Origin of the sequence: Brevundimonas sp. LM2, from assembly GCF_002002865.1 — a bacterium.
Lineage (GTDB): Bacteria > Pseudomonadota > Alphaproteobacteria > Caulobacterales > Caulobacteraceae > Brevundimonas.
Genome location: NZ_CP019508.1, coordinates 888,780 through 910,824 on the forward strand (window position 1 = coordinate 888,780; position 22,045 = coordinate 910,824).

The 22,045-nt window shown below is 70.6% G+C and carries 24 protein-coding genes; 23 read left to right on the top strand and 1 reads right to left on the bottom strand.

All coding sequences use genetic code 11. From position 1 onward, the window contains the following. Positions 1 to 23 precede the first annotated feature (23 nt). Entirely contained in the window at positions 24 to 1,109 is a 1,086-nt protein-coding gene (locus BZG35_RS04420; protein WP_253189267.1) for an MBL fold metallo-hydrolase, read from the top strand. A 47-nt stretch (positions 1,110 to 1,156) separates the two neighbouring features. Beyond that, positions 1,157 to 1,963, top strand: a complete 807-nt coding sequence (locus tag BZG35_RS04425) for a PhzF family phenazine biosynthesis protein (RefSeq protein ID WP_077354552.1) — start codon at positions 1,157 to 1,159, stop codon at positions 1,961 to 1,963. A gap of 91 nt (positions 1,964 to 2,054) precedes the next feature. On the opposite strand, the gene BZG35_RS04430 is transcribed toward BZG35_RS04425, so the two are convergent. Beyond that, positions 2,055 to 2,432, bottom strand: coding sequence for a hypothetical protein (locus BZG35_RS04430; RefSeq protein WP_077354553.1), 378 nt, complete (start codon positions 2,430 to 2,432; stop codon positions 2,055 to 2,057). Between the two features lie 196 nt (positions 2,433 to 2,628). On the opposite strand from BZG35_RS04430, the gene BZG35_RS04435 reads away from it, so the two are divergent. The 21 genes from BZG35_RS04435 (at position 2,629) to BZG35_RS04535 (ending at position 22,036) form a co-directional block, all read left to right on the top strand. Next, a complete protein-coding gene (locus BZG35_RS04435) occupies positions 2,629 to 2,916 on the top strand; it encodes a hypothetical protein (protein ID WP_077354554.1) in 288 nt (95 codons plus the stop codon). 13 nt (positions 2,917 to 2,929) lie between these two features. Next, entirely contained in the window at positions 2,930 to 3,610 is a 681-nt protein-coding gene (locus BZG35_RS04440) for a response regulator transcription factor (RefSeq protein WP_077354555.1), read from the top strand. After that, positions 3,607 to 5,040 (top strand): sensor histidine kinase, encoded by a 1,434-nt coding sequence (locus BZG35_RS04445; RefSeq protein WP_077354556.1) that lies wholly within the window; start codon positions 3,607 to 3,609, stop codon positions 5,038 to 5,040. Before BZG35_RS04440 ends, BZG35_RS04445 begins: the two co-directional genes overlap by 4 nt. Before the next feature lie 77 nt (positions 5,041 to 5,117). Beyond that, complete coding sequence (locus BZG35_RS04450; RefSeq protein WP_077354557.1) at positions 5,118 to 6,506, top strand: hypothetical protein; 1,389 nt, start codon at positions 5,118 to 5,120, stop codon at positions 6,504 to 6,506. A 17-nt stretch (positions 6,507 to 6,523) separates the two neighbouring features. Then, positions 6,524 to 7,336, top strand: coding sequence for a c-type cytochrome biogenesis protein CcmI (gene ccmI, locus BZG35_RS04455; RefSeq protein WP_077354558.1), 813 nt, complete (start codon positions 6,524 to 6,526; stop codon positions 7,334 to 7,336). Between the two features lie 70 nt (positions 7,337 to 7,406). Continuing rightward, positions 7,407 to 7,913: a cytochrome c maturation protein CcmE gene (gene ccmE / locus BZG35_RS04460; protein WP_077354559.1), complete on the top strand. Its 507-nt coding sequence runs from the start codon at positions 7,407 to 7,409 to the stop codon at positions 7,911 to 7,913. Continuing rightward, positions 7,910 to 9,904 carry a heme lyase CcmF/NrfE family subunit gene (locus BZG35_RS04465; protein ID WP_077354560.1) on the top strand — a complete coding sequence of 665 codons (1,995 nt, stop codon included), beginning with the start codon at positions 7,910 to 7,912 and terminating at the stop codon, positions 9,902 to 9,904. Before ccmE ends, BZG35_RS04465 begins: the two co-directional genes overlap by 4 nt. Next, a complete protein-coding gene (locus BZG35_RS04470) occupies positions 9,901 to 10,398 on the top strand; it encodes a cytochrome c-type biogenesis protein (protein WP_077354561.1) in 498 nt (165 codons plus the stop codon). Before BZG35_RS04465 ends, BZG35_RS04470 begins: the two co-directional genes overlap by 4 nt. 120 nt (positions 10,399 to 10,518) lie before the next feature. Next, on the top strand, positions 10,519 to 12,081 hold the full coding sequence (locus tag BZG35_RS04475; protein ID WP_077357818.1) for a Do family serine endopeptidase: 1,563 nt from the start codon (positions 10,519 to 10,521) through the stop codon (positions 12,079 to 12,081). Between the two features lie 85 nt (positions 12,082 to 12,166). Next, positions 12,167 to 12,838, top strand: a complete 672-nt coding sequence (locus BZG35_RS04480; RefSeq protein WP_077354562.1) for a response regulator transcription factor — start codon at positions 12,167 to 12,169, stop codon at positions 12,836 to 12,838. Positions 12,839 to 12,879: 41 nt separating this feature from the next. Next, positions 12,880 to 13,056, top strand: a complete 177-nt coding sequence (locus BZG35_RS18415) for a BrnT family toxin (protein WP_216351884.1) — start codon at positions 12,880 to 12,882, stop codon at positions 13,054 to 13,056. Positions 13,057 to 13,132: 76 nt separating this feature from the next. Next, the gene (locus BZG35_RS17540; protein WP_171981878.1) at positions 13,133 to 13,510 is read left to right on the top strand and encodes a DNA-binding transcriptional regulator; all 378 of its coding nucleotides are present in this window, start codon (positions 13,133 to 13,135) and stop codon (positions 13,508 to 13,510) included. A gap of 14 nt (positions 13,511 to 13,524) precedes the next feature. After that, entirely contained in the window at positions 13,525 to 14,931 is a 1,407-nt protein-coding gene (locus tag BZG35_RS04495) for a HAMP domain-containing sensor histidine kinase (RefSeq protein ID WP_077354565.1), read from the top strand. Positions 14,932 to 15,107: 176 nt separating this feature from the next. Continuing rightward, entirely contained in the window at positions 15,108 to 15,446 is a 339-nt protein-coding gene (locus BZG35_RS04500; RefSeq protein WP_077354566.1) for a ferritin family protein, read from the top strand. Further along, a complete protein-coding gene (locus BZG35_RS04505) occupies positions 15,443 to 18,331 on the top strand; it encodes a bifunctional [glutamine synthetase] adenylyltransferase/[glutamine synthetase]-adenylyl-L-tyrosine phosphorylase (RefSeq protein WP_077354567.1) in 2,889 nt (962 codons plus the stop codon). Before BZG35_RS04500 ends, BZG35_RS04505 begins: the two co-directional genes overlap by 4 nt. 41 nt (positions 18,332 to 18,372) lie before the next feature. Further along, positions 18,373 to 18,711 (top strand): helix-turn-helix transcriptional regulator, encoded by a 339-nt coding sequence (locus BZG35_RS04510; RefSeq protein ID WP_077354568.1) that lies wholly within the window; start codon positions 18,373 to 18,375, stop codon positions 18,709 to 18,711. A 3-nt stretch (positions 18,712 to 18,714) separates the two neighbouring features. Further along, positions 18,715 to 19,137, top strand: coding sequence for an arsenate reductase (glutaredoxin) (gene arsC, locus BZG35_RS04515; RefSeq protein WP_077354569.1), 423 nt, complete (start codon positions 18,715 to 18,717; stop codon positions 19,135 to 19,137). Next, the gene (gene arsB, locus BZG35_RS04520) at positions 19,137 to 20,231 is read left to right on the top strand and encodes an ACR3 family arsenite efflux transporter (RefSeq protein ID WP_077354570.1); all 1,095 of its coding nucleotides are present in this window, start codon (positions 19,137 to 19,139) and stop codon (positions 20,229 to 20,231) included. The genes arsC and arsB overlap by 1 nt, the downstream gene beginning before the upstream one ends. Before the next feature lie 99 nt (positions 20,232 to 20,330). Further along, positions 20,331 to 20,966, top strand: a complete 636-nt coding sequence (locus BZG35_RS04525; RefSeq protein ID WP_171981879.1) for an EF-hand domain-containing protein — start codon at positions 20,331 to 20,333, stop codon at positions 20,964 to 20,966. A gap of 60 nt (positions 20,967 to 21,026) precedes the next feature. Next, positions 21,027 to 21,587, top strand: a complete 561-nt coding sequence (locus tag BZG35_RS04530) for an RNA polymerase sigma factor (protein WP_077354572.1) — start codon at positions 21,027 to 21,029, stop codon at positions 21,585 to 21,587. A 20-nt stretch (positions 21,588 to 21,607) separates the two neighbouring features. Further along, on the top strand, positions 21,608 to 22,036 hold the full coding sequence (locus BZG35_RS04535) for a hypothetical protein (protein WP_077354573.1): 429 nt from the start codon (positions 21,608 to 21,610) through the stop codon (positions 22,034 to 22,036). Positions 22,037 to 22,045 lie beyond the last annotated feature (9 nt).

Here is a 22,045-nt window from a genome sequence, read left to right on the forward strand (position 1 = left end):
GAGCCGCTATGTCTCGGACTCGAATGACGCGTCGGCACGCGATCCAGGCCTTGGGGGTGGGGATGTTGGTCTCCAGCCTGGCAGGGCGGGGGGCGGCACAGCCGGGGTTGTCGATCCAGGCGGTGGAGTCGCTGTCGATCCAGGTCGTGGTCGATGCGGCCGTCTTCGGGCCCTTCCTGCCGGACCGGGACCAGCCCGGCCTGCGCATCGAGCGCAATCCGCAGGCCGGCCCGCCCGCGGCCCGCATGTCGCGCCAGAGCCTGATGGCCGAGTTCGGCCTGTCGCTGCTGGCCCAGTCGCGCCTGGACGACGAGACCCGGCGGGTGCTGGTCGATTTCGGCTATTCTTCGGAGGTCCTGGCCAACAATCTGCGGATGCTGGGGATCGATGCCGCGACGCTGGACGCAAGCGTGCTCAGCCACGGGCATCTTGACCACTATGGTGGGTTCGCCGCGTTGCGAAGCGACCCCGCGACGCGTCTGCCGCTCTATGTCGGCGGCGAGGAGACCTTCTGCGAGCGGGTGGCCATGATCGGGGCCCCGCCGCCGGTCATGGGGGCGCTGGACCGCGCGGACCTGGCCTCGGCCGGTTTCGAGGTGCGGATGGCGGCCGATCCGGTGCGGGTGGCGGGGCACGCCTTCACCACCGGCACAATCCCGTTGCAGACGTTCGAGCGGGCGGCGATCCCCACGCGGATGCGGCCGGGCGTCGGCTGCGCGGCGGCGGATCTGTCGGTCGACAAGCGGGACCTGGCCGAACTGGCCGACGACGGGGCGCATGAGCTGGCGACCTGTTATGCGGTGCGCGATCTCGGCCTGGTGGTCATCGCCTCGTGCAGCCATCGCGGCGTGCTCAATTCGGTGCTGCGCGCTCGGGCCGTGTCGGGGATCGACAAGGTTCATGCGGTGGTCGGCGGCTTTCACCTGGTGCGCCCCCGGACCGAGGACGAAGCCCGCCGGACCGTGGCCGAGTTCGCGGCGATCGACCCGACCTGGATCATCCCGATGCATTGCACGGGAGAGGTCTTCATCGCAGAGGCCCTGCGGGTGATGCCCGACAAGGTCGTGCGACCATACGTCGGCAATCGGTTCACCTTCGCGTCGGCGTAAGCGGAGCGGTCGCTGGCCCCGTCGCGGTCCGCCGGTTAGGATCGCGCATGCGCCAGTGGACCATCGACGCCTTCGCCGACCGCCCGTTCATGGGCAATCCGGCCGCCGTGCCGGAGCCGTTCGACGTCTGGCCCGAGGACAGGTGGATGCAGGCCCTGGCGGCCGAGAACAATCATTCGGAGACGGCCTTCCTGCGCCGGACCGCCGACCCCGCGCGGTTCGACCTCCGCTGGTTCACGCCGGCCATAGAGGTGCCGCTGTGTGGCCATGCGACCCTGGCGGCGGCGCACGCCCTGTGGGCGGAGATGGGCGCGGCGGCCGAGGGCCTGACCTTCGACACAGCCTCCGGCGCGCTGACCGTGCGGCGGCACGCGGCAGGCTATGAGATGGATTTCCCGGTCGATCCGGTGACGCGGGTCGAGACGCCGGCGGGTCTGGCCGAGGCGTTGGGGGCCGAACCGGTCGAGGTCTGGGCCGGGCGCTATCTGATGGCGGTGATGGCCGATGCGGCCACGGTGCGGAGGCTGAGGCCGGACCACCGCGCCCTGCTGACCTTCGGCGATAGGGCGATGGAGCGGGGGCAGGTCATCGCCTGCGCCCTGACCGATGACGAGGACGTCGACGTCGTGGATCGCTTCTTCGGGCCGGGCTGCGGACTGGACGAGGACCCGGCGACGGGATCGGCGCGGGGCGGGCTGACACCGCTGTTCGCGGCCAAGCTGGGTCGGTCGACCGTGCGGTTCCTGCAGGCCTTTCCAGGACGCGGAGCGCGGTTCGCGTGCGAACTGGCGGGCGACCGCGTGCTGATCCGGGGGCAGGCGGTCACGGTCCTGGAAAGCCGGCTCCGCGTCTGACGCGGCAAAGGAAAGGGCGCGACCCTTTCGGATCGCGCCCTCGAAGGACGGCCTGGCGGGAGGGCGCGTCGGCCGCCCTTGTCGGTCGGCCTCAGCCGCGATGGTTGTCGCGGTCGCGGCGTTCGACGCGGATCTGCGCCGACAGGCGATCGAAGCGACGGTCGAGATCGGTCCGCTCCCAGGCGGTCAGTCCACCGCGGCGGTAGTTGCTCTCCAGCCGCAGCAGGCTGGTGAACTCGCCGCGCAGGCGGGTGGCCTCGCGACGGCTCAGCGAGCCGCTGCGGACGCCCTGGTCGATGCGACGGTCGAGGTTGGCCTGACGCACGTTGATCGACTGCCAGTTGCCGTAGCCGGCGTTGGCGCTGGCATGGGGGGCGGGCTGGTTGTGACCGCGCGACTGGGCGGCGGCGGGCAGGGCGGCGGCCGTGACGGCGGCCAGGACGAGGGCGGGAACGAGCAGCGTCTTCATCGGATCACTCCATCTCTGGATCATCGCAACCGGACTGGCTGCGTTGATCCGATAAGAGCCGATGGCGGCTGAGCGGCTTCTGAACGACGCGCTTCAGGTGGCGTTCATCGCCCGGGACGCGGTTTCGCCAGGCGTTAAACCTCTCTAAGCTGGACGTTCAGGCGCCGTTCACGGCCGTTCCCCGATAAAGCGCTCCATGACCCGCCTCTCCCTCCTCCTGCTCGCCGCCTTGATCGCTTCCGCCCCTCTGAGCGCGGTGGCGCAGGACCGTGGCGGCTTCCGGGGCGAGCGCGAGCGGAGCGGGGATCGGGCAGAGATGCGCGAACGCCGCCAGATCAGCGTCGCCGAGGCCCAGTCGATCGCCCAGGGACGGGCGGGCGGGGCCCGCTTCGTCGGCTATATGGGGATGCGCGGCGGCAGCCATGTGTTCCGCTTCGAGCGCGACGGCCGTGTCATGGACATCGCCGTCGGGGCCGGCGGCTAGGAAGGGACTGACCATGCGTGTTCTGCTCGTCGAGGACGACGCCGACCTGTCGCGCCAGCTGAAGATGGCGCTGGGCGATGCCGGCTATGCCGTGGATCACGCCGCCGACGGCGAGGAAGCCCATTTCCTGGGCGACACCGAGCCGTATGACGTGGTCGTGCTGGACCTGGGCCTGCCCAAGATCGACGGGGTGTCGGTGCTGGAACGCTGGCGCCGCGACGGCAAGACCACGCCGGTATTGATCCTGACCGCGCGCGGAGCCTGGTCGGACAAGGTCTCGGGCTTCGACGCCGGAGCCGACGACTATCTAACCAAGCCGTTCCACACCGAGGAGCTGCTGGCGCGTCTGCGGGCGCTGCTGCGGCGCTCGGCGGGCATCGCCTCGGCGACCCTGTCGTGCGGCGGTCTGCGACTGGATCCCAAGGCGGCGCGGGCCACGGTCAACGGCGAGCCGCTGCGCCTGACCTCGCTGGAATACCGGCTGCTGCACTATATGATGATGCACCAGGGCCGGGTCATCAGCCGGACCGAGCTGGTCGAACACCTGTACGATCAGGACTTCGACCGCGACTCCAACACCATCGAGGTCTTCATCGGCCGGTTGCGCAAGAAGGTGGGGTCTGAGCGGATCGAGACCGTGCGCGGCCTGGGCTATCGCCTGACGCCGCTGGCCGGCGAGTCCGAGGCCGCGTGACACCGGACGCGGGGGCGCAAGGGCCGTCCTGGGGCCGATGGTTCGGACGGCCGGGCCGCAGCCTGACCCGCCGGCTGATCTGGCTGGCCTCGGGCTGGATCGTGCTGGCCCTGCTGCTGACCGGCTGGATGCTGACCAGCCAGTATCAGGAAAGCGCCTTCCGGCGGTTGGGCAACGTCCTGGCCAACACCATCGACGAGGTGGTGCTGGCCAGCCTGGCGAAGCCCGACGGCGTCAGCGTGGCCGAGATCAAGGACGCTCGCACCCTGCGCGGCCTGTCGGGCAAATACTGGCAGGTCGCCGAGGTCGATGCGGAGGGGCGCATGCGGGTCCTGGCCCGATCGCCGTCGCTGGCGGGCGAGACCCTTCATATCGACGACGAACTGCCCGCGCGGCTTGAAGCCTCGCTGGGCAGCTTGGTCAGCTATAATGACCCGGGCGTGCTTAAGGCCCCGCAGAGCCAGCCGCTGCGGATCGCCGCCAGCATGAAGTCGCTGCCCGACCGGGCCAGTCCGCTGATCTTCATGGCCGGGATCGACCGGTCCGACATCGAGACCGACACGCGCCAGTTCGCCACTTTCACCTGGACGGCGCTGCTGATCCTGGGCATCGGGCTGGTGATCGCGGTCTTCCTGCAGGTCCAGATCGGATTGCGCCCGCTGTTCGACCTGCGCAACGAGATCGCCGACGTGCGCAAGGGCCGGGCGGCGCGGATCGCGCGCGACTATCCGACCGAGATCCAGCCCCTGGCGGAACAGGTCAACCGCCTGCTGGACCACAACCAGGAGGTGGTGGAGCGTCAGCGCACCCACGTCGGCAATCTGGCCCACGCCCTGAAGACCCCGCTGACCGTCATGCTGGCCGAGGCGGAAAGCGACCCGACCCCGCTGGCCAACGTCGTCCGCCGCCAGTCCGAGATCATGAAGGGGCAGGTCGACCACCACCTGCGTCGCGCCCGCGCCGCCGCGCGGGCCCAGGGTCTGGGCGAACGCACGCCCGTGGGCGAGGTGATCGACGAACTGGCGGTGATGCTGGAACGGGTCTTCCAGTCCAAGGGGGTGGAGATCGACTGGCGCGCCCCGGACGAACTGGCCTTCCTCGGGGAGCGTCAGGACCTGCAGGAGGTCCTCGGCAATCTGATGGAGAACGCCTGCAAATGGTCGACGCGGCGCGTGCGGATCTCGGCCGGGGCCAGCGGCCTGGGCCAGATGATCGCCGTGGTCGAGGACGACGGCCCCGGTCTGCCGGCCGATCAGCGCGACGCGGTGATGAAGCGCGGCGCCCGGCTGGACGAGGGTGCCCCGGGCTCGGGCCTGGGTCTGGCCATCGTGGACGACCTGACCCGCGCCTATGGCGGCCGGCTGACGCTGGCCGCCAGCGATCTGGGCGGGCTGAAGGCCATGCTGGAATTACCGGCCGCGGAGGCCTGAGGCCGCTTCCGGATTCTTAACCCAGATCATTCAGCGTGTCGGCTGGGTCGGAAGCGTCCGATCGTCCGGAGACTCGAATGGCCGAACTGTCGGTCGCCCATCGCGCCATGCTCGCCCAGATGCTGGAGCGGGTGCCCGACCGCGTGCTGAAGACCCTGGCCGGCGCCGTGGGACAGATGCCGGGCGAGCGGGCCCGCGCCCTGAGCCAGATGCTGGCCGACGAGACCACGGATCGCCAGCGGCGTTCGGTGGCCTTCGCCCCCATGCTGCCGCTGTTCCGGCCCCGGGCCGACGGAGTCGCGGCCCCGACCTTTCCCGCCGCCGTCCTGCCCCGCCTGTGGAAGGCGGCCGCCGCGCAGGAGCCGCACCTGCTGCCAGAGCTGGACGACGTGCGGTTCCGCGAGGACGATCCCACGGTGGTGGCCGTCGGAAACCGGCTGTGCGTCGCTGCCTCGGGGATCATCCGTGATCGGCCGGATCTGATCTGGCCAGTCGCGGACTGGGATCCCGATGCGCGGCAAGCGGGGCTGGAGGACCTCGCCGCCTGTTTCGATCTGGCCGTGCTGGCCCGGCGCGGCGTCGTCTCGTTGCCCACCCTGATCCTGCGACCGACCGAGAACCAGCTCGCCGAACTGCGGCTGATGATCGGCGACGCCGCCGACGTCGCCCCGGACGGCGGGCCGCGGCTGCTGGAAATCCTGTTCGCGCATCTGAGCGAGGCCGCCGTGATCCTGCGTCTGGTCGTCCATTCCTCCCGCGCCGCGGGCAAGGAAGGGATGCTGTCGGGCTCGGAGATGGCCGTCTTCGTCGATCGACTGATCGCCGAGGTCGAATCCCGCGTCGCCCGGATCGCCGCCTTCAAGCCGGGTCTGAGCGGCAACGTGCCGGAAAAGGCGATGAAGGCCGATGTCCTGTGGTGCGGCGAGACCCTGGCGGAGCTGGATCGGACCCTGCAGCTCGACCCCGAAGGCAGCTGGGGCAAGTTGGCGCGCGAAGCGCGCGCCCGGATCAACTGGACCCTGTCGACGACGCTGCGATCCACCGAAAAGACGCTGGAGCGGATCATGCCGACGCGGCGGGTTCAGACCACGGGGCGGATGACGCGAGAGGTGGCCGCGCTGGATCAGCTGGCGCCGCCGGAGGCCGTCGAAGCCGCGCGCGTCATGCTGACCCTAGTCGGCGCCATGCGGACCTCGGCACCGGTGTTCGGCTGTGAATCCCTGCGCTATCAACTGGTCCAGTCGGTGGTCGACCGGGTCACCCTGTACGTTAATCTGGTCATCGAGGCGGTGAACGCGGGAGAGGCCCCCGACACCCGCGCGGCGCTGAATCTGATCGAGACCCTGGCGCAATGTCTGTTGTTGATCGAGGCGACGGACGCCGCCAAAACCGCCCGCCGCCGCGCCGCCACCACCAGCGCGGCCCTCGGGACCGCGACAACCGAGGCCTCGCCCCGCGCCGCCTGATCCGCTAAGCCGCTGGGATGATCGTGTTCTGGACTCTGGCCGGGCTTGCCGCGGCCCTCGCGGGCTGGCTCGTGCTGGGCGCGGCGCGCAACGGCCTGGTGGCCGTCCCCGCGCCATCGGACACCGCGGCGGCCGAACTGGCGGAGCTGGACCGGCTGAGGACCCGCGGTCTGCTGGACGAGGACGCCTATGTCGGCGCCCGTGCCGAGGCCGGCCGCCGGCTTCTGGCCGATACCGCGCCGGAGCCCGTCGTGCGGGTCGGACCGCGGGACCGGACGGTGGTGCTGTCGGGGCTGGTCGCCACGGCAGCGGTGGCCGTCGGACTGTATGTCCTGATCGGACAGCCGGGCCTGCCGGACCAGGTCTACGAGCGGCGGATCGACCAGTGGACCACGTCGCCGGAAACGCTGGATGCCGGGCAGATGGCGGCGGTCCTGACCCGCGCCGTCCGCCGCGATCCCGACAACCGCACCGCCCTGACCATGCTGGGGGCGGCCCGGTTCCAGGCGGACGATCCGATCGGAGCCGCCTCCGCCTTCCGTCGGGCGCTCGAGATCGACCCCAATGATGCGCAAAGCTGGGCCCGGCTGGGAGAGAGTCTCGTCCGCGCCAATGAGGGTACGGTCGGGGCCGATGCCGAGGCGGCCTTCGTCGCCGCCATTCGGCGCGATCCGGATCAGCTGGGGGCGCGCTTCTTTCTGGGCCGGGCGGCCCTGGACCGAGGCGACGGCGCGCGGGCGCGCGTGATGTGGGAGCCGCTGATCGCCGTGCTCGACCCGGGCGATCCCCGCCGGGCCGGTCTGCAGGCGGAGTTGGCAGCGGCGGGATGACCCGTTGGAGCCGGACCGCGACGGGTCTATACGCGGCCTCCTGTTTCCTTGTCCGGGGTCTGCGTCGTCCATGAGCTGGCTGCCCAAATCACCCAAGGCCCGGCGCCGTCTCTGGGTCGTCGGGGCCGCAACGCCGGTGCTGGTCCTGGCCGTCGGCCTGTCGCTGTGGGCCATGCAGGACAGCGTGACGTTCTTCTTCTCGCCCTCCGAAGTCACCGAGCAGAAGGCCCCGACCGGACGGGTCATCCGTCTGGGCGGGCTGGTCGAGACCGGCAGCGTTCAGACCCACGGCGCCACGGTCAGCTTCGCCGTCACCGACAACAAGGCGACCACCCAGGTCGTCTATCACGGCGACCTGCCCGACCTGTTCCGCGAGGGCCAGGGGGTGGTGGCGCAGGGGTCTTTCGGTCCGGACCGCACGTTCCAGGCCGACACCGTCCTGGCCAAGCACGATGAACGCTACATGCCGCGCGAGGTCTCCGATCGGTTGAAGGCCGACGGCGAATGGCGGCCGGACGGCTCGGCCTCGGGCAGCCCGCGGGGCGGGAGCCAAACCAATATGCCCACGCCCTCATGATCGTCGAGTTCGGGTCGTTCTGCCTGATCCTTGCGCTGGCCCTGTCGGCGCTGCAGATGGGCCTGTCCGCCGCGGGCCGCATGACCCGCAGTCCGCTGCTGGCCGGGGGCGGGGAGGGGGCCGCCGTCGCCGCCGCCTGCGCCGTGGCCCTGTCGTTCGGGGCGCTGATCTTCGCCTTCGCGACCTCGGACTTCTCGGTCGCCAACGTGGCCAACAACAGCCACACCGACAAGCCGATGCTCTACAAGGTGGCCGCCGCCTGGGGCAGCCACGAGGGGTCGCTGGTGCTGTGGTGCCTGGTGATGACCGTGTTCGGCGCGGCCCTGACCCGGGCGCGCGGCCTGCCGTTCGGGCTGAAGGCCTCCACAGTGGGGGTGCAGGGTGGACTGGGCACGCTGTTCCTGGCTTTCGCCGTCTTCACGTCCAACCCCTTCGCGCGGCTGGATCCAGCCCCGATCCAGGGGTCGTCGCTGAATCCGCTGCTGCAGGATCCGGCCTTGGCCTTCCATCCGCCGCTGCTCTACATGGGCTATGTCGGCTTCTCGGTGACCTTCTCGCTGGCCGTGGCGGCCCTGATCGAGGGCAAGGCCTTTTCCGGCTTCTGGCCGGCCTGGGGCCGGTGGGTCCGGCCGTGGGCCCTGGCGTCTTGGGTCTTCCTGACCGGCGGCATCACGCTCGGGGCCTTCTGGGCCTATTACGAACTGGGCTGGGGCGGCTGGTGGTTCTGGGACCCGGTCGAGAACGCCAGCTTCCTGCCCTGGCTGGCGGGAGCGGCCCTGCTGCACAGCGCGGTGGTGACCGAGCGACGCGGGGCGCTGGCCGGCTGGACCGTGTTCCTGGCCCTGCTGGCCTTCAGCTTCTCCATGCTCGGCGCCTTCCTGGTGCGGTCGGGCGTCCTGACCAGCGTCCACGCCTTCGCCGTCGATCCCGAGCGGGGTCTCATGCTTCTGGGCATTCTCGGCTTCACCGCCGGCTCGGCCTTCGCCCTGTTCGCCTGGCGCGCGCCGCAGCTGAAGGGCGGGGCCGTGTTCGCCCCGGTCAGTCGCGAGGGGGCCCTGGTGCTGAACAACCTGTTCCTCACGGTGGCCGCCGTCACCGTGCTGCTGGGCACGCTGTATCCGCTAATCCTGGAGGCGGCCACCGGGGCGACGATCTCGGTGGGGCCGCCCTATTTCGCCATGACCTTCACGCCCCTGATGCTGGTGGCCTTCCTGATCCTGCCGGCCGGGCCCCTGCTGGCCTGGAAGCGGGGCGATGCGCTCGGCGCGATGCAGCGGCTGGCCCTGGCCGGGGCCCTGGCGATCGGGGCCGGGTTCGTCGGCTGGCTGGCGTTCGAGCCGAAGAAGGCCCTGGCCGCCGGGGGCCTGGCGATCGGAGCCTGGCTGATCTTCGGGGCCCTGGCCGAGGTCATCGAGCGGGTGCGTCTGTTTAAGGCACCTCTGGCCGAGGTCCTGCGCCGGGCGCGGGGCCTGCCGCTGGGGGCCTGGGGCATGACCCTGGCCCACGCCGGGCTGGGCGTTTTCGTCCTGGGGGCGGTGGTCGAGACCCAGTTCAAGATCGAGGCCGCCGCCCCGGTGTCGATCGGACAGAGCGTCACCGCCGGGCCCTGGCGCGTGACTTTGAACGAGGTCCAGGTGGTCGAGGGCCCCAACTATCTGGCCGAACGGGGCGGCCTGACCGTGGCCCCGGTCCGTCCGGGTCCGGCGACGCGCACTGTCGTCGCCGAACGGCGCTTCTTCCCCGCGGGCGGTCAGACCACCACCGAGGTCGGTCTCGATTTCCGAGGGCTGGACGACGTCTATGTGGTCATGGGCGAGCGCCGCGCGGGCGACCAGGGCCAGAACGCCTGGAGCGTGCGGGTCTATTACAATCCGTGGGCGCGGCTGATCTTCCTGGGGCCGTTCATCATGGCGCTGGGCGGGCTGCTGAGCCTGTTCGACCGGCGGCTCAGGATCGCCGTCGGCGGGCGGCGCAAGGTCGTGGCGGCATGAGGCGGGCCCTGCTCATCGCCGTGGCCTCGATCGGGCTGATGGCGGCCGAGCCGGCCGCCGCCCCGGACAGGCCGCTGCCCGAAGCCGGGCAGGAGGCGCGGGCCCAGGCCCTGTTCCGCGACGTGCGCTGCGTGGTCTGCCAGCACGAATCGATCGCCGACAGCCCGGCCGGCATCGCCGGCGACATGCGCCAGCGGATCCGCGAGGAGATCGCCTCGGGCGACACCGACGCCGCGGTGCGCGACGATCTGGTGCGGCTGTACGGCGACTATATCCTGTTCACCCCGCCGGTGCGGGGCGCGACCTGGCTGCTGTGGTTCGGACCGCTGCTGCTGGTGATGCTGGGCGGGCTGGCCCTGATCGTCATGGCGCGGCGCCGACCCGTCGAGGCCGCGCCGCTGTCGTCGGACGAGGAGGCCCGGCTGGCCGATCTTCTCCGATCGGACAGGCTTCGCCCTGATCCTGACGCACGCGCGCCTCACGACGGGCGCTGAGCGGGTAGAAGCCTCGTGCAGCGATGGTTGGCGAACGCCGCCATCGTCCTATATTCAAAGGCGAAACGGACCCGCCTGAGCCATTCCGGCGGGGTTCCATTGAAGGATCGCAAAGAGACGATGCTGAAGCGCAAGGAATTCATTCTGGGGGCGGCCGTGGGCCTGTCCTTCGCCGCCGTCGCCACGGCCGGGGGAGTCATCGACTGGCCCGGGGCCAATGCGGCCGAACGCTCCACCGCCGTGGGTCGGCTGATCCCCTCGGCCGGCGCCGCGGGTCTGGCCTTCGCCCCGCCGCAGGGCGCCCCGCTGAGCTTCGCCGACATCTTCGAACAGGTCGCCCCGGCCGTCGTCCAGATCGACGTCGAGACCCCGGTCGAGCGGCCGCGCGGCGGCATCATCCCGATCCCCGGCCTGCCCGGCTTCGGCTTCCAGGCCCCCAACACCCAGCCTCCGGGCGAGGAGGAAGAGCCCCGCACCGCCCAGGGGGCCGGCTCCGGCTTCTTCATCACCGCCGACGGCTATATCGTCACCAACAACCACGTCGTGGCCAACGCCACCAAGATCACCGTCAAACTGTCGGACGGCCGCGAGCTTCCGGCCACCCTGGTCGGTCGCGACGCCGACACCGACCTGGCCGTGATCAAGGTCCAGGGCGACGAGTTCAGCTTCGTCAGCTTCGAGGAAGCGGCCGAGCCGCGCGTCGGGGACTGGGTCATCGCCGTGGGCAATCCCTTCGGCCTGGGCGGCACGGCCACGGCCGGCATCGTCTCGGCCCGGGCGCGCGACATCGCCGACAGCACCACCCCCTATACCGACTATCTGCAGATCGACGCCGCCATCAACCGGGGCAACTCGGGCGGGCCGACGTTCGACATCTATGGCCGCGTGATCGGGGTGAACTCGGCGATCTTCTCGCCGACCGGCGGCTCGGTCGGCATCGGCTTCGCCATTCCGGCCTCCATCGCCAAGTCCGTCACCGACCGGCTGATGAGCGGGCGAGCCATCGAGCGCGGCTATCTGGGGGCCACCATCGGCACCCTGACCCCCGACGAGCGCGACGCCTATGGCTTCGCCTCGGACTTCGAGGCGGCGACCGTGATCGAGGTCACGCCCGACGCGCCGGCGGCCAAGGCCGGCGTGCGGGCGGGCGACATCGTCACCGCCATCAACGGCCGCAAGGTCACGACCTCGACCGAACTGACCCGCGCCGTGGGCCAGGCCTCGCCGGGCGACAACCTGCGGCTGGAAGTCATCCGCGAAGGCCGGACCCAGACCATCAACGTCCGCTCGGGCACCCGCCCGGCCGACATCCAGGCCGCCGCCGCCGGGGGCGCGGGCGAGCCTGAAGGCCAGACGCCGCGAGTCACGCCCCAGGCCGGCGAGAGCGTCGAGGGTCTAACCGTCGCCCCGGTCAATGCCGCGGCCCGCAGCCGGTACAGCCTGCCCGAAAGCCTCGAAGGGCTGGTCATCACAGCCGCCGCCGAGGACTCCCGCGCCGCCCGCATGGGTTTCGAGGCGGGCATGGTGATCCTGCAGGCCGATCAGAGGCCCGTCGCCACCGCCGCGGATTTCCGCGCCGCCGTGGCCCGGGTCAGACAGGCCGGCCGGGAGGGCATCGTCCTGCTGGTCCGGACGCCGCAGGGCAACCGCCCGGTGGTCCTGCCGCTGACGGCCGCCGAATAGACCGTCGTCTGAACAAGCCGTAACTCACGGATTCGCCGCCGATGGTCTACCGTCGGCGGCGAATCTGCGTCTGGAGGGTGGGCTGATGAAAATTCTGGTGGTCGAGGACGACGCCGAGGCGGCTCAGGCGATGGTGCGCGGCCTGACCGAGGGCGGGCATGTCGTGTCCCACGCCATCGACGGGGCCTATGGCTTGCTGGAGGCCCAGAAGGGCGACTACGACGTCTATGTGGTCGATCGCATGATGCCCCGGCTGGACGGCATCGGCATGGTGGAGACCCTGCGCAAGGACGGCGACCAGACGCCGGTGCTGTTCCTGTCGGCCATGGGCGAGGTCGAGGACCGGGTCACGGGTCTGAAGGCCGGCGGCGACGACTATCTGGTCAAGCCCTATGCCTTCGCCGAACTGATCGCCCGGGTCGAGGCCCTGTCGCGCCGGCGCGAGACCGGCGGGGTCCAGACCGTGCTCAAGGTCGGCGACCTGGAGATGAACCTGATCGCCCGCACCGTGCATCGCGGGACCAGCGAGATCGACCTGCAGCCGCGCGAGTTCCAGTTGCTGGAGTTCCTGATGCGCCACGCCGGCCAGTCTGTGACGCGGACCATGCTGCTGGAGAAGGTCTGGGAATACCATTTCGACCCCCAGACCAACGTCATCGACGTCCACATCAGCCGCCTGCGCGCCAAGATCGACAAGGGCTTCGACCGGGCCATGCTGCAGACGGTCCGGGGCGCAGGGTATCGGCTGGAGGCGTGACTACGGGATTTCCGTTGTCCTGACGAGCGCGGGGGCGTATCGTGGAGTTCGAATGGGATGAGGCGAAGGCGCTGAGCAATGCGGCGAAGCATGGGGTGACCTTCGAGGAGGTACTGGAAGTCTTCGCTGATCCTGACCGTCGTGATGCGCCGTCGGGCCGGTCTTCGGACCAAGAGGCGCGACGCTATGCGACGGGCGGGTCGGCCAACGGCTGCTGACGGTCATTTACACGCTTCGCTCGGGGCGGGTCCGATTGATCTCGGCCCGCCATGCCAGCGCAAAGGAGAGACGCACATGGCGATTGTCCGAAGAACGCTAGACCTGAACAATCTCAAAGGCCTCAGCGCAGAAACAGAGCGCCGCCTCGACGCCATGACCGAGGCGGAGATAGAGGCCAACGCCCTGTCCGATCCCGACAATCCGCCGTTGACCGATGATGAACTTCGGAGGGGATGGCATGGCCGGGAGATCCGGTTGGCGCGGGAAGCGACGGGTCTGTCGCAAGCCGCATTCGCCGAACGCTACGGCCTGACCCTCGGCCGACTGCGCGATCTGGAGCAGGGTCGGTCCTACGATGGCGCTGTGACCGCCTACTGCATGGCGATCGGTCGCGATCCTGACGGAGTGGCCCAAGCGGTGGCCCATCTGGTTGATCGCGACAGAGCGGCTTGAGCGGCGACAGCGGATTGCGCCTCCCGACCCTCTTTCGCCGCACGCCCTTTCGGCTGACGCTGCTGTTCCTGGCGCTGTTCGCGGCGGCGGCCAGCGCGATCCTGGCCTATGTCTATGTGGCCTCGGCGGCCGAGGCGCAGGCGAAGGCGGAGGCCGATGTCGCGGGCGAGCTGCAGGCCCTGCGCGGGGTCTATGACAGCCGCGGTTTCGACGCGCTGAATATGGCGGTCATCGACCGGACCCTGACGCGCAGCGCCTTCGTCTATCGACTGATGGATGAGAAGGGCGCCTTCATCACCGGCAGCCTCAGCGAGACGCCGTTCGACGCGGAGGCCCGGGACGGGGACTGGGTCACCTTCACCTTCACCGATACGGACGCCGAGGGGCGGGTGATCCGGCCCCAGGTGCGGGCCGTGACGGCGCGACTCTCGGGCGGGGAGACGCTGATCGTTGGCGAGAGCCTGGGCGACACCGAGGCCTATCTGAGCCGCCTGACCCAGGCCCTGTGGGCGGCGATGGGCATGGTGCTGCTGCTGGGCCTGGCCGGCGGGCTGCTGGTCAGCCGCAATCTGGAACGGTCGATGGGCCGGCTGAACCGCGTCGTGACGGCGGTGCAGGACGGCGACCTGAAGGCGCGGGTGCCGGTCCGGGCGACCGGCGACGAGCTGGACGAGCTGGGGCGCGGGCTGAACGACATGCTGGACCGGCTGGAGGGGTCGATGGCCTCGATCCGCCATGCCGGCGACGCCATCGCCCACGACCTGCGCTCGCCCCTGACGCGGATGCGGGCCAAGCTGGAGGTGGCCCTGATCGACGCCGACAACGGCAAGGTCTCGGGCGTCGAGGCCCTGGGCATCGCCCTGGACGAGGCCGACACCCTGCTGAAGACCTTCAACACCGTGCTGGCCATCGCCCGGCTGCAGGCTGCGGCGGGGCGGATTCCCGATGCGGCGGTGTTCGATGCCGCCGAGCTTGCTGCCGACATGGCCGAGCTGTACGAGCCCGCGGCCGAGGACAAGGGGCTGGAATTCTCGGCCGAGATCGAACGCGGCCTGATGATCGAGGGCGGACGACCCTTCCTGGCCCAGGCCCTGGCCAACGTCATCGACAACGCCATCAAATACACGCCCACCGGCGGGGCGGTGATGCTTCGGGCCCGGCGGCGCTCGTCGGGCGAGGTCGAGTATTCGGTCACAGACACGGGACCCGGCGTGCCGGAGGCGGATCGCGGGCGGGTGGTCGAGCGGTTCGTGCGGCTGGACAACAGCCGCACCGAGGCGGGATCGGGCCTGGGCCTGTCCCTGGTCGGCGCGGTCATGGAGGCGCACATGGGCCGCATCCAGCTGGACGAGGGACCGGGAGAATACGGCGGCTTCGGCCCCGGTCTGCGCGTCGCCCTGATCCTGCCGCCCGCGCCCTGACGCTTGTCATGGCTGGACCGGCCGCTAAGGTCGGTCTCGGAGGGCCGATGCGATTTCCCTGGCAGAAGCGCCGTCGTCGGCCCGCGCCGCCGGCACTGGACCTTGCGTCCGGCGCGGTCGCGCCGCCACTCCCAGCCCCACGTTCTACCTCCTCCCCGACGTCCAAAGGAACCGCCATGTCCAGTGAAGGCCTGCATGTCAGCCGGGATCGCCTCACACGCGCGACCCTGCACGTTCATCACGCGATCACTTCGCTGAAGGAGGAGCTGGAGGCGGTCGACTGGTATCGCCAGCGGGCCGAGGATTGCGAGGATCCCGAGCTGAACCGCATCCTCCTGCACAATGCGCGCGAGGAGATCGAACATGCCTGTATGGTGCTGGAGTGGCTGCGCCAGAACGACGCCGAGTTCGCCGACCAGATGAAGAAATACCTGTTCAAGACCGGATCCGTTACGGACACGGAGGCGGCCGTCATGGGCCGGGCCGAGGCCGAGGCGGAAGCTCATCCGGGGTGACGGGGTCGTCCAACGCCCTCGCCGCGCGACTGCAGCCCTGTGGCCCCGTGAACAACCGGGCGGCGGCGGATCGTCTGCGGGCGGCCCTGGGTCCAGCGGCGGGGGCCGAGGGCTGGGGCGCCGTGCTGGACCTTGCCTGGCCGGCGTTGGCCCCGGTCGCGGGCGCAGCACCCTATCTGGCGGGCTTGATGCGTCGTTGGCCGACGCTGCTTGAACGTGTGCTGACCGATCCGGTCGAGGATCGCCTGGCGGATGTGATCGCCCGGACCATCGCCCTGACCGGCGGGGCCGATGACATGCGGGCACCCCTGCGCCATCTGAAGGCCGAGCTGCACCTGCTGACCGCCCTGGCCGATCTGGGCGGAGTCTGGGACCTGGACCAGGTCACGGGCGCGCTGAGCCGCTTCGCCGACGTCGCGTCGCGCGCGGCCCTGTCCGGCGTGGCCGAGGACCTGCGTCGGCGCGGCAAGCTGCTGACCCCCGCCAACGACACGCGCGGGCCGATCCCCGGCCTGTTCGGCCTGGCCATGGGCAAGCACGGGGCGTTCGAGCTGAACTATTCCTCGGACATCGACCTCAGCCTGTTCTTCGATCCGGACCGACTGGCCCCCGTCCTGGCCGAGGGGACGGAGGCGCAGGGGCTGGTGAACCGGGTGGCCCAGGGGGTGGCGGCCCTGCTGAGCGAGCGCACCGCCGACGGCTATGTGTTCCGCGTCGATCTGCGGCTGCGGCCCGATCCGTCGTCCACCCCGCCGGTGGTGGCCGTGCCCATGGCGCTGGATTACTACGAATCCGTCGGCCAGAACTGGGAGCGGGCGGCCTTCATCAAGGCGCGCGTGATCTGCGGCGACTTCGCGGCCGCCTCCGACTTCCTGCGCGCCCTGGTGCCCTTCGTCTGGCGCCGCAGCCTCGACTATCAGGCCGTGCTGGATATCCAGGCGATCAAGCGCCAGATCCATGTCCACAAGACGGGCGAGGGGCTGGAGGCGGCGGGAGCCAATCTGAAGCTGGGGCGCGGGGGTATCCGCGAGATCGAATTCTATGCCCAGACCCAGCAGCTGATCCTGGGCGGACGCGACCCCCTGCTGCGCAGTCCCCGCACCGTCGACGCCCTGGCCGCGCTCGTGGACCGGGGCCACCTGCCCGCGGCCGTCGCCGCCGAGATGACCGACGCCTATGTCGAGCTGCGCGGTCTGGAACACCGGATCCAGATGCTGGACGACGAACAGACCCACGTCCTGCCCGCCGATCCGGCCCGCCGCGCCGCCGTCGCCGCCTTGGCCGGCGAGGAGGATCTGCCGATCTTCGATGCGGGTGTGGAGGCGATCCTGCTGGGGGTCAACCGGCGCTACGGTGCCCTGTTCGAAGGCGGGGAGGAACTGTCCTCGCCCTTCGGCAGCCTGGTCTTCACAGGGGTGGACAACGATCCCGAGACCCTGGCGACCCTGGGGCGGATGGGGTTCTCGGATCCCGCCAACGTCGCCGACGCCATTCGGGCCTGGCACCATGGACGGATCCCGGCGACCCGGTCCGCGCGGGGGCGCGAGCTGTTCACGCGGCTGGCCCCGCGCCTGCTGACCGCCCTGGCCCGGACCGGCGCGGCCGACGCGGCGTTCCGGCGGTTCTCGGTCTTCTTTTCCGGCCTGTCGGCGGGGGTGCAGGTCCAGGCCCTGTTCCTGAACCAGACCGAGCTGTTCGAGCGGATCGTGGGCGTCATGGCCTTCGCGCCCCGCCTGGCCCGGACGCTGGGCCGCTATCCGGCGGCGCTGGACTCCATGCTGGACGCGCGGTTCGAGACCGAGCTGGGCATCAACACCGGCCTGTTCGACCAGATGGAGGAGGAGGCGCGGGCGGCGGGCGATTTCGAGGGGGCGATGAACGCCGTGCGCCGCCTTCACCGGGAACAGGCCTTCCGCATCGGCATGCAGACCCTGACCGGCCGGGTCGGGCCCGAGGCGGCCGGGCGAGGCTTCACCAACCTGGCCGATGCCGTCATGCGCACCCTGTCGGCGGCCGCCCTGGCGGAGGCCGAACGGCTGGGCGGAGCCTTTCCCGGGGCGGTGGCGGTGATCGCCCTGGGCAAGGCCGGGTCGCGCGAGATGACGGCGGGGTCCGATCTCGACCTGATGACGGTCTATGACGCCCCGCCCGAGGCGGTGTCGGCCGGCAGGGGATGGTCGGCGGACACCTTCTACGTTCGCTTCACCCAGCGATTGATCTCGGCCCTGTCCACCCACACCGCGGAGGGCGGCCTCTATGAGGTCGACATGCGGCTGCGGCCCTCGGGGTCCAAGGGGCCGGTGTCGGTGCCCCTGTCCGGCTTCAGCGCCTACTATGCCGATGAGGCCGCGACCTGGGAGTTCATGGCCCTGACCCGCGCCCGGGTCGCCTGGGCCAGCGACCCGGCCTTCGGAGACCGCGTCACCGGCGCCATCGAGGCCGCCCTACGACGGCCTCGCCCGGGCGTGAAGGTGGCGGCCGAGGTCCGGGCCATGCGCGACCTGATGGAGCGCGAACGCCGGGCCTCGGGCTTCTGGGATCTGAAACTGGTGCCGGGTGGGCTGGTCGACGCCGAGTTCGTGGGCCAGTTCCGCCAGCTCGAGGCGGCCGCGAGGGGAAGGCCGCTGAGCGTCTCGACCCTGGACCAGCTGGCGGGCGAAAAGGCCCTGCACGCGGCCTGGGCCCTGCAGCAGGGTCTGGCCCAGCTGCTGGCCTGTGCCTTCGACGACCGGGCCGACGTCGAGGCCGAGTCCGCCACCTTCCATGCCCGCCTGGCCGAGGCGGCGGGGGAGCGCGACTTCAACGGCCTGGTCGAGAGGCTGGAAAAGACGCGCAAGGCGGCGAGGACGGCGTTCGACAAGGTCTTGCCGCCCCCGCGCTCCTAACCGGCTTGCGACCTGAGTCATATTTCCACTAAAGTGGAAATATGGAAGACGATGCCGTTGCGATTGCCACCCTGTCCGCCCTGGCACAACCCACGCGGCTGGCCGTGTTCCGGCTGCTGGTCCGGAACGCGCCCGACGGTCTGCCGGCCGGAGAGGTCGCGGCGGCCCTGACGGTCCCGGCCAACACCATGTCCGTGCATCTGGGCGTGCTGAGCCGGGCCGGGCTGATCCGGTCCACCCGACATAGCCGCTCGATCGTCTATACGGCGGACCTGGAGCGGCTGGGGCGGCTGGTGGCCTTCCTGCTGACCGACTGCTGCCAGGGGCGGGCCGAGATCTGCCAACCCCTGATGGCCGAACTGGTCGCCTGCGAGGCCTGAGCCATGGACGTCGTCATCTATCACAACCCCGCCTGCGGCACCTCGCGCAATACCCTGGCCCTGATCCGGCACGTGGGGATCGAGCCGCATGTGATCGAATACCTGAAGACCCCGCCCAGCCGCGCCATGGTCCAGGCGCTGGTGGCCCGCATGGGCGTGCCGCTGCGTGAGGTGCTGCGCGAGAAGGGGACGCCTTTCGCCGACCTGGGCCTGGGCGATCCGGCGCGGACGGACGATCAGTTGCTGGACGCGATCGAGGCCCATCCCGTCCTGCTCAACCGGCCGATCGTGGTCACGCCGAAGGGCGTGGCCCTGTGCCGGCCGTCGGAGGTGGTGCTGGACCTGTTGCCGGAGGAGGGGCTGACGCCCTTCGTCAAGGAGGATGGCGAGGTGGTGATCGATCCCGACGGCCGGAGGGTCCGCTGATGGTCGATACCCCCGTCACCTATGAGGCCGAGCCGCCGCGTCGCCTGTCCTTTCTGGATCGCGGCCTGACGCTATGGATCTTCGTCGCCATGGCCCTGGGCGTGGCGCTGGGGACCTTCGTCCCCGGCCTGCCGGCCTGGCTGGAGAGCCTGTCGGTCGGGTCGACCAATGTCCCGATCGCCATCGGCCTGATCCTGATGATGTATCCGCCCCTGGCCAAGGTGCGCTACGAGGCCCTGCCGCGGGTGTTCGCCGACAAGCGGGTGCTGCTGCTGTCCCTGGTTCAGAACTGGGTGCTGGGGCCGGTGCTGATGTTCGCCCTGGCCGTGATCTTCCTGCGCGATTATCCCGAGTACATGACCGGAGTCATCCTGATCGGCCTGGCGCGCTGCATCGCCATGGTCCTAGTCTGGAACGAGCTGGCGCGGGGCGACAACCAGTATGTGGCCGGTCTGGTGGCCTTCAACTCGATCTTCCAGATCCTGTTTTTCAGCGTCTATGCCTGGTTCTTCCTGTCGGTCCTGCCACCCCTGGTCGGGCTGCAGGGCAGTCTCGTGGCGGTCAGCGTCTTGACCATCGCCGGGGCCGTGTTGGTCTATCTGGGTCTGCCCTTCCTGGCCGGTTTCCTGACGCGGCGGGTGCTGATTCGGCGCAAGGGGGCCGACTGGTACGAGCGGCGATTCCTGCCCCGCATCGGCCCGATCACCCTGGTCGCCCTGCTGTTCACCATCGTCGCCATGTTCAGCCTGAAGGGCGGGGAGGTCGTCGCCCTGCCGCTGGACGCCCTGCGCATCGCCGTGCCGCTGACCATCTATTTCCTGATCATGTTCTTGGTCAGCTTCCTGATGGGGCGGCTGATCCAGGCCGACTATCCGCGCACCACGGCCCTGGCCTTCACCGCCGCCTCGAACAATTTCGAACTGGCCATCGCCGTGGCCATCGCCGCCTTCGGCCTGGCCTCGCCGGTCGCCTTCGCCGCCGTGATCGGACCGCTGGTCGAGGTGCCGGTGCTGATCCTGCTGGTCTCGGTCGCCCTGTGGCTGGGGCAGCGATTCTTCAAGGACACGGCCCCGCCCAGGCGCAACGCCGCCTGACCTCTGCGGGCCCGCGACGGACTCAGCCCCGCCCTGCGTTCAATGGGCTGGTGGGCAAGTTCGGGGCCGCGCAGGGCGCGCCCCTTCGGAGACGACATCATGAGAAAGACCCTTCTGGCCACGGCCGCCGCCGGCGTCCTGGCCATCCTCGCGGGTGCCGCCGTGGCGCAGAGCGCGTATCAGGCCGGGCCACAGGCCGGTCCGCAGGCTGAGCGCCCGGCCCTGCGCGCCGACGCCGACGCGGACGGCCGCATAAGCCGGACGGAGTTCGTTGAGGGCCGCGTGGCCATGCTGACGGCGGTCGACGCCAACCGCGACGGCTCCGTCTCGGCCGAGGAGCGGCGTTCGGGCATCGACACGCGGCGGAACCAGCAGGCCTCGGCGCGGTTCGATCGCGCCGATGTCGACGGCAACGGCAGCCTGAGCCGCGAGGAGTTCGTCACCCTCCACGGCGAGCGTGGCGGTCGGGGCGGTCGGGGTCCGGGCGGTGAAGATCGCGGCCCTCGCGCGGCGCGCGATCGGGGCGAGCGTGGCCCCGTCGCCATCGCCGAGGTTCAGGCCCGCAGCACGGCGGCCTTCGCCCGGATGGACACGGACGGCGACGGCTATCTGACGGCCGAGGAACGTCAGGCGGCGCGCGGCGAGATGCGCAAGGCGCGTCATGAGCATCGGGGCGAGCGCCGGGCCGCCCGAAACGCCGCAACCCCGTCGCCTTCGACGGCGCCTTCGGAGTAGGGTTCATGTCGGGGTCGACGGCGCACGTCCGCCTCTTTCTCCTGTCCGGAAAGGGACCGCTTGGCTGCGATCGTCGACCCCGACGAGGATCTGGTGCGCCGCGTGGGTCAGGGCGACCCGGCGGCGATCCAGGCCCTGGTGGCGCGCAAGCTGCCGCGCATGCTGGCGCTGGCGCAGCGCATGCTGGGCGATGCGACCGAGGCCGAGGACGTGGCGCAGGACGCCCTGATGCGGGCCTGGAAACAGGCCCCGCGCTGGCAGCCGGGCAAGGCCAAGTTCGACACCTGGCTGCACCGGGTCGGGCTGAACCTGTGTTACGATCGGCTGCGTCGGCGGCGCGAGGTGCCGACCCAGACGCCGCCGGACCGGCCCGATCCGGGGCCGGCGCCCGACCGGGGCCTGCTGGTCTCGGAACTGGGCGACCGGGTCAACCGGGCCCTCGCGGCCTTGCCCGAGCGGCAGCGCGAGGCGATCGTGCTGTGTCACTATCAGGAGCTCGGCAATATCGAGGCGGCGGGCGTGATGTCGGTCAGCGTCGAGGCGCTGGAAAGTCTGCTGTCGCGGGGCCGCCGGACCCTGCGTCAGACCCTGTCGGATCTGGCGCCCGGGGCTGAACCATGACCGGGCATGAGAGGATTGAGATGGACGAAGCGAGGCTGACGGCCCTGGCCGAGATCTGGGGCGGGGACCTGCGTCGCTGGCCCGCCGCCGACGGCGAGGCCGCGGCGCGATGGATGGCGGCCAACCCGGCGCCGGCCGAGCGGGCCTTGTTCGCGGCGCGGCAGCTGGACGCCGCCCTGGACGCTTCCGCTCCGCCGATCGTGTCGACGGCGCTGCGGGATCGGGTGGTCGCCTCGGCGAGCGCGGCGGGGCTGAAGGCCCGGGCGGGCATGGGGGCGGCGCTGAAGCGGCTGTTCTGGATCGGCGGGGTCGGCTGGGCCGCCGCCGCCTGCGCCGGCGTGATCTTCGGCACCACCCTGGGCAGTCAGAGGGCGGCCGAGCTCCAGACCGATCTCGTCCTGGAACAGGCGATGGTCACGGGGCTGGACGACACCATGGTGCTGGGATGAAGGCGCGGA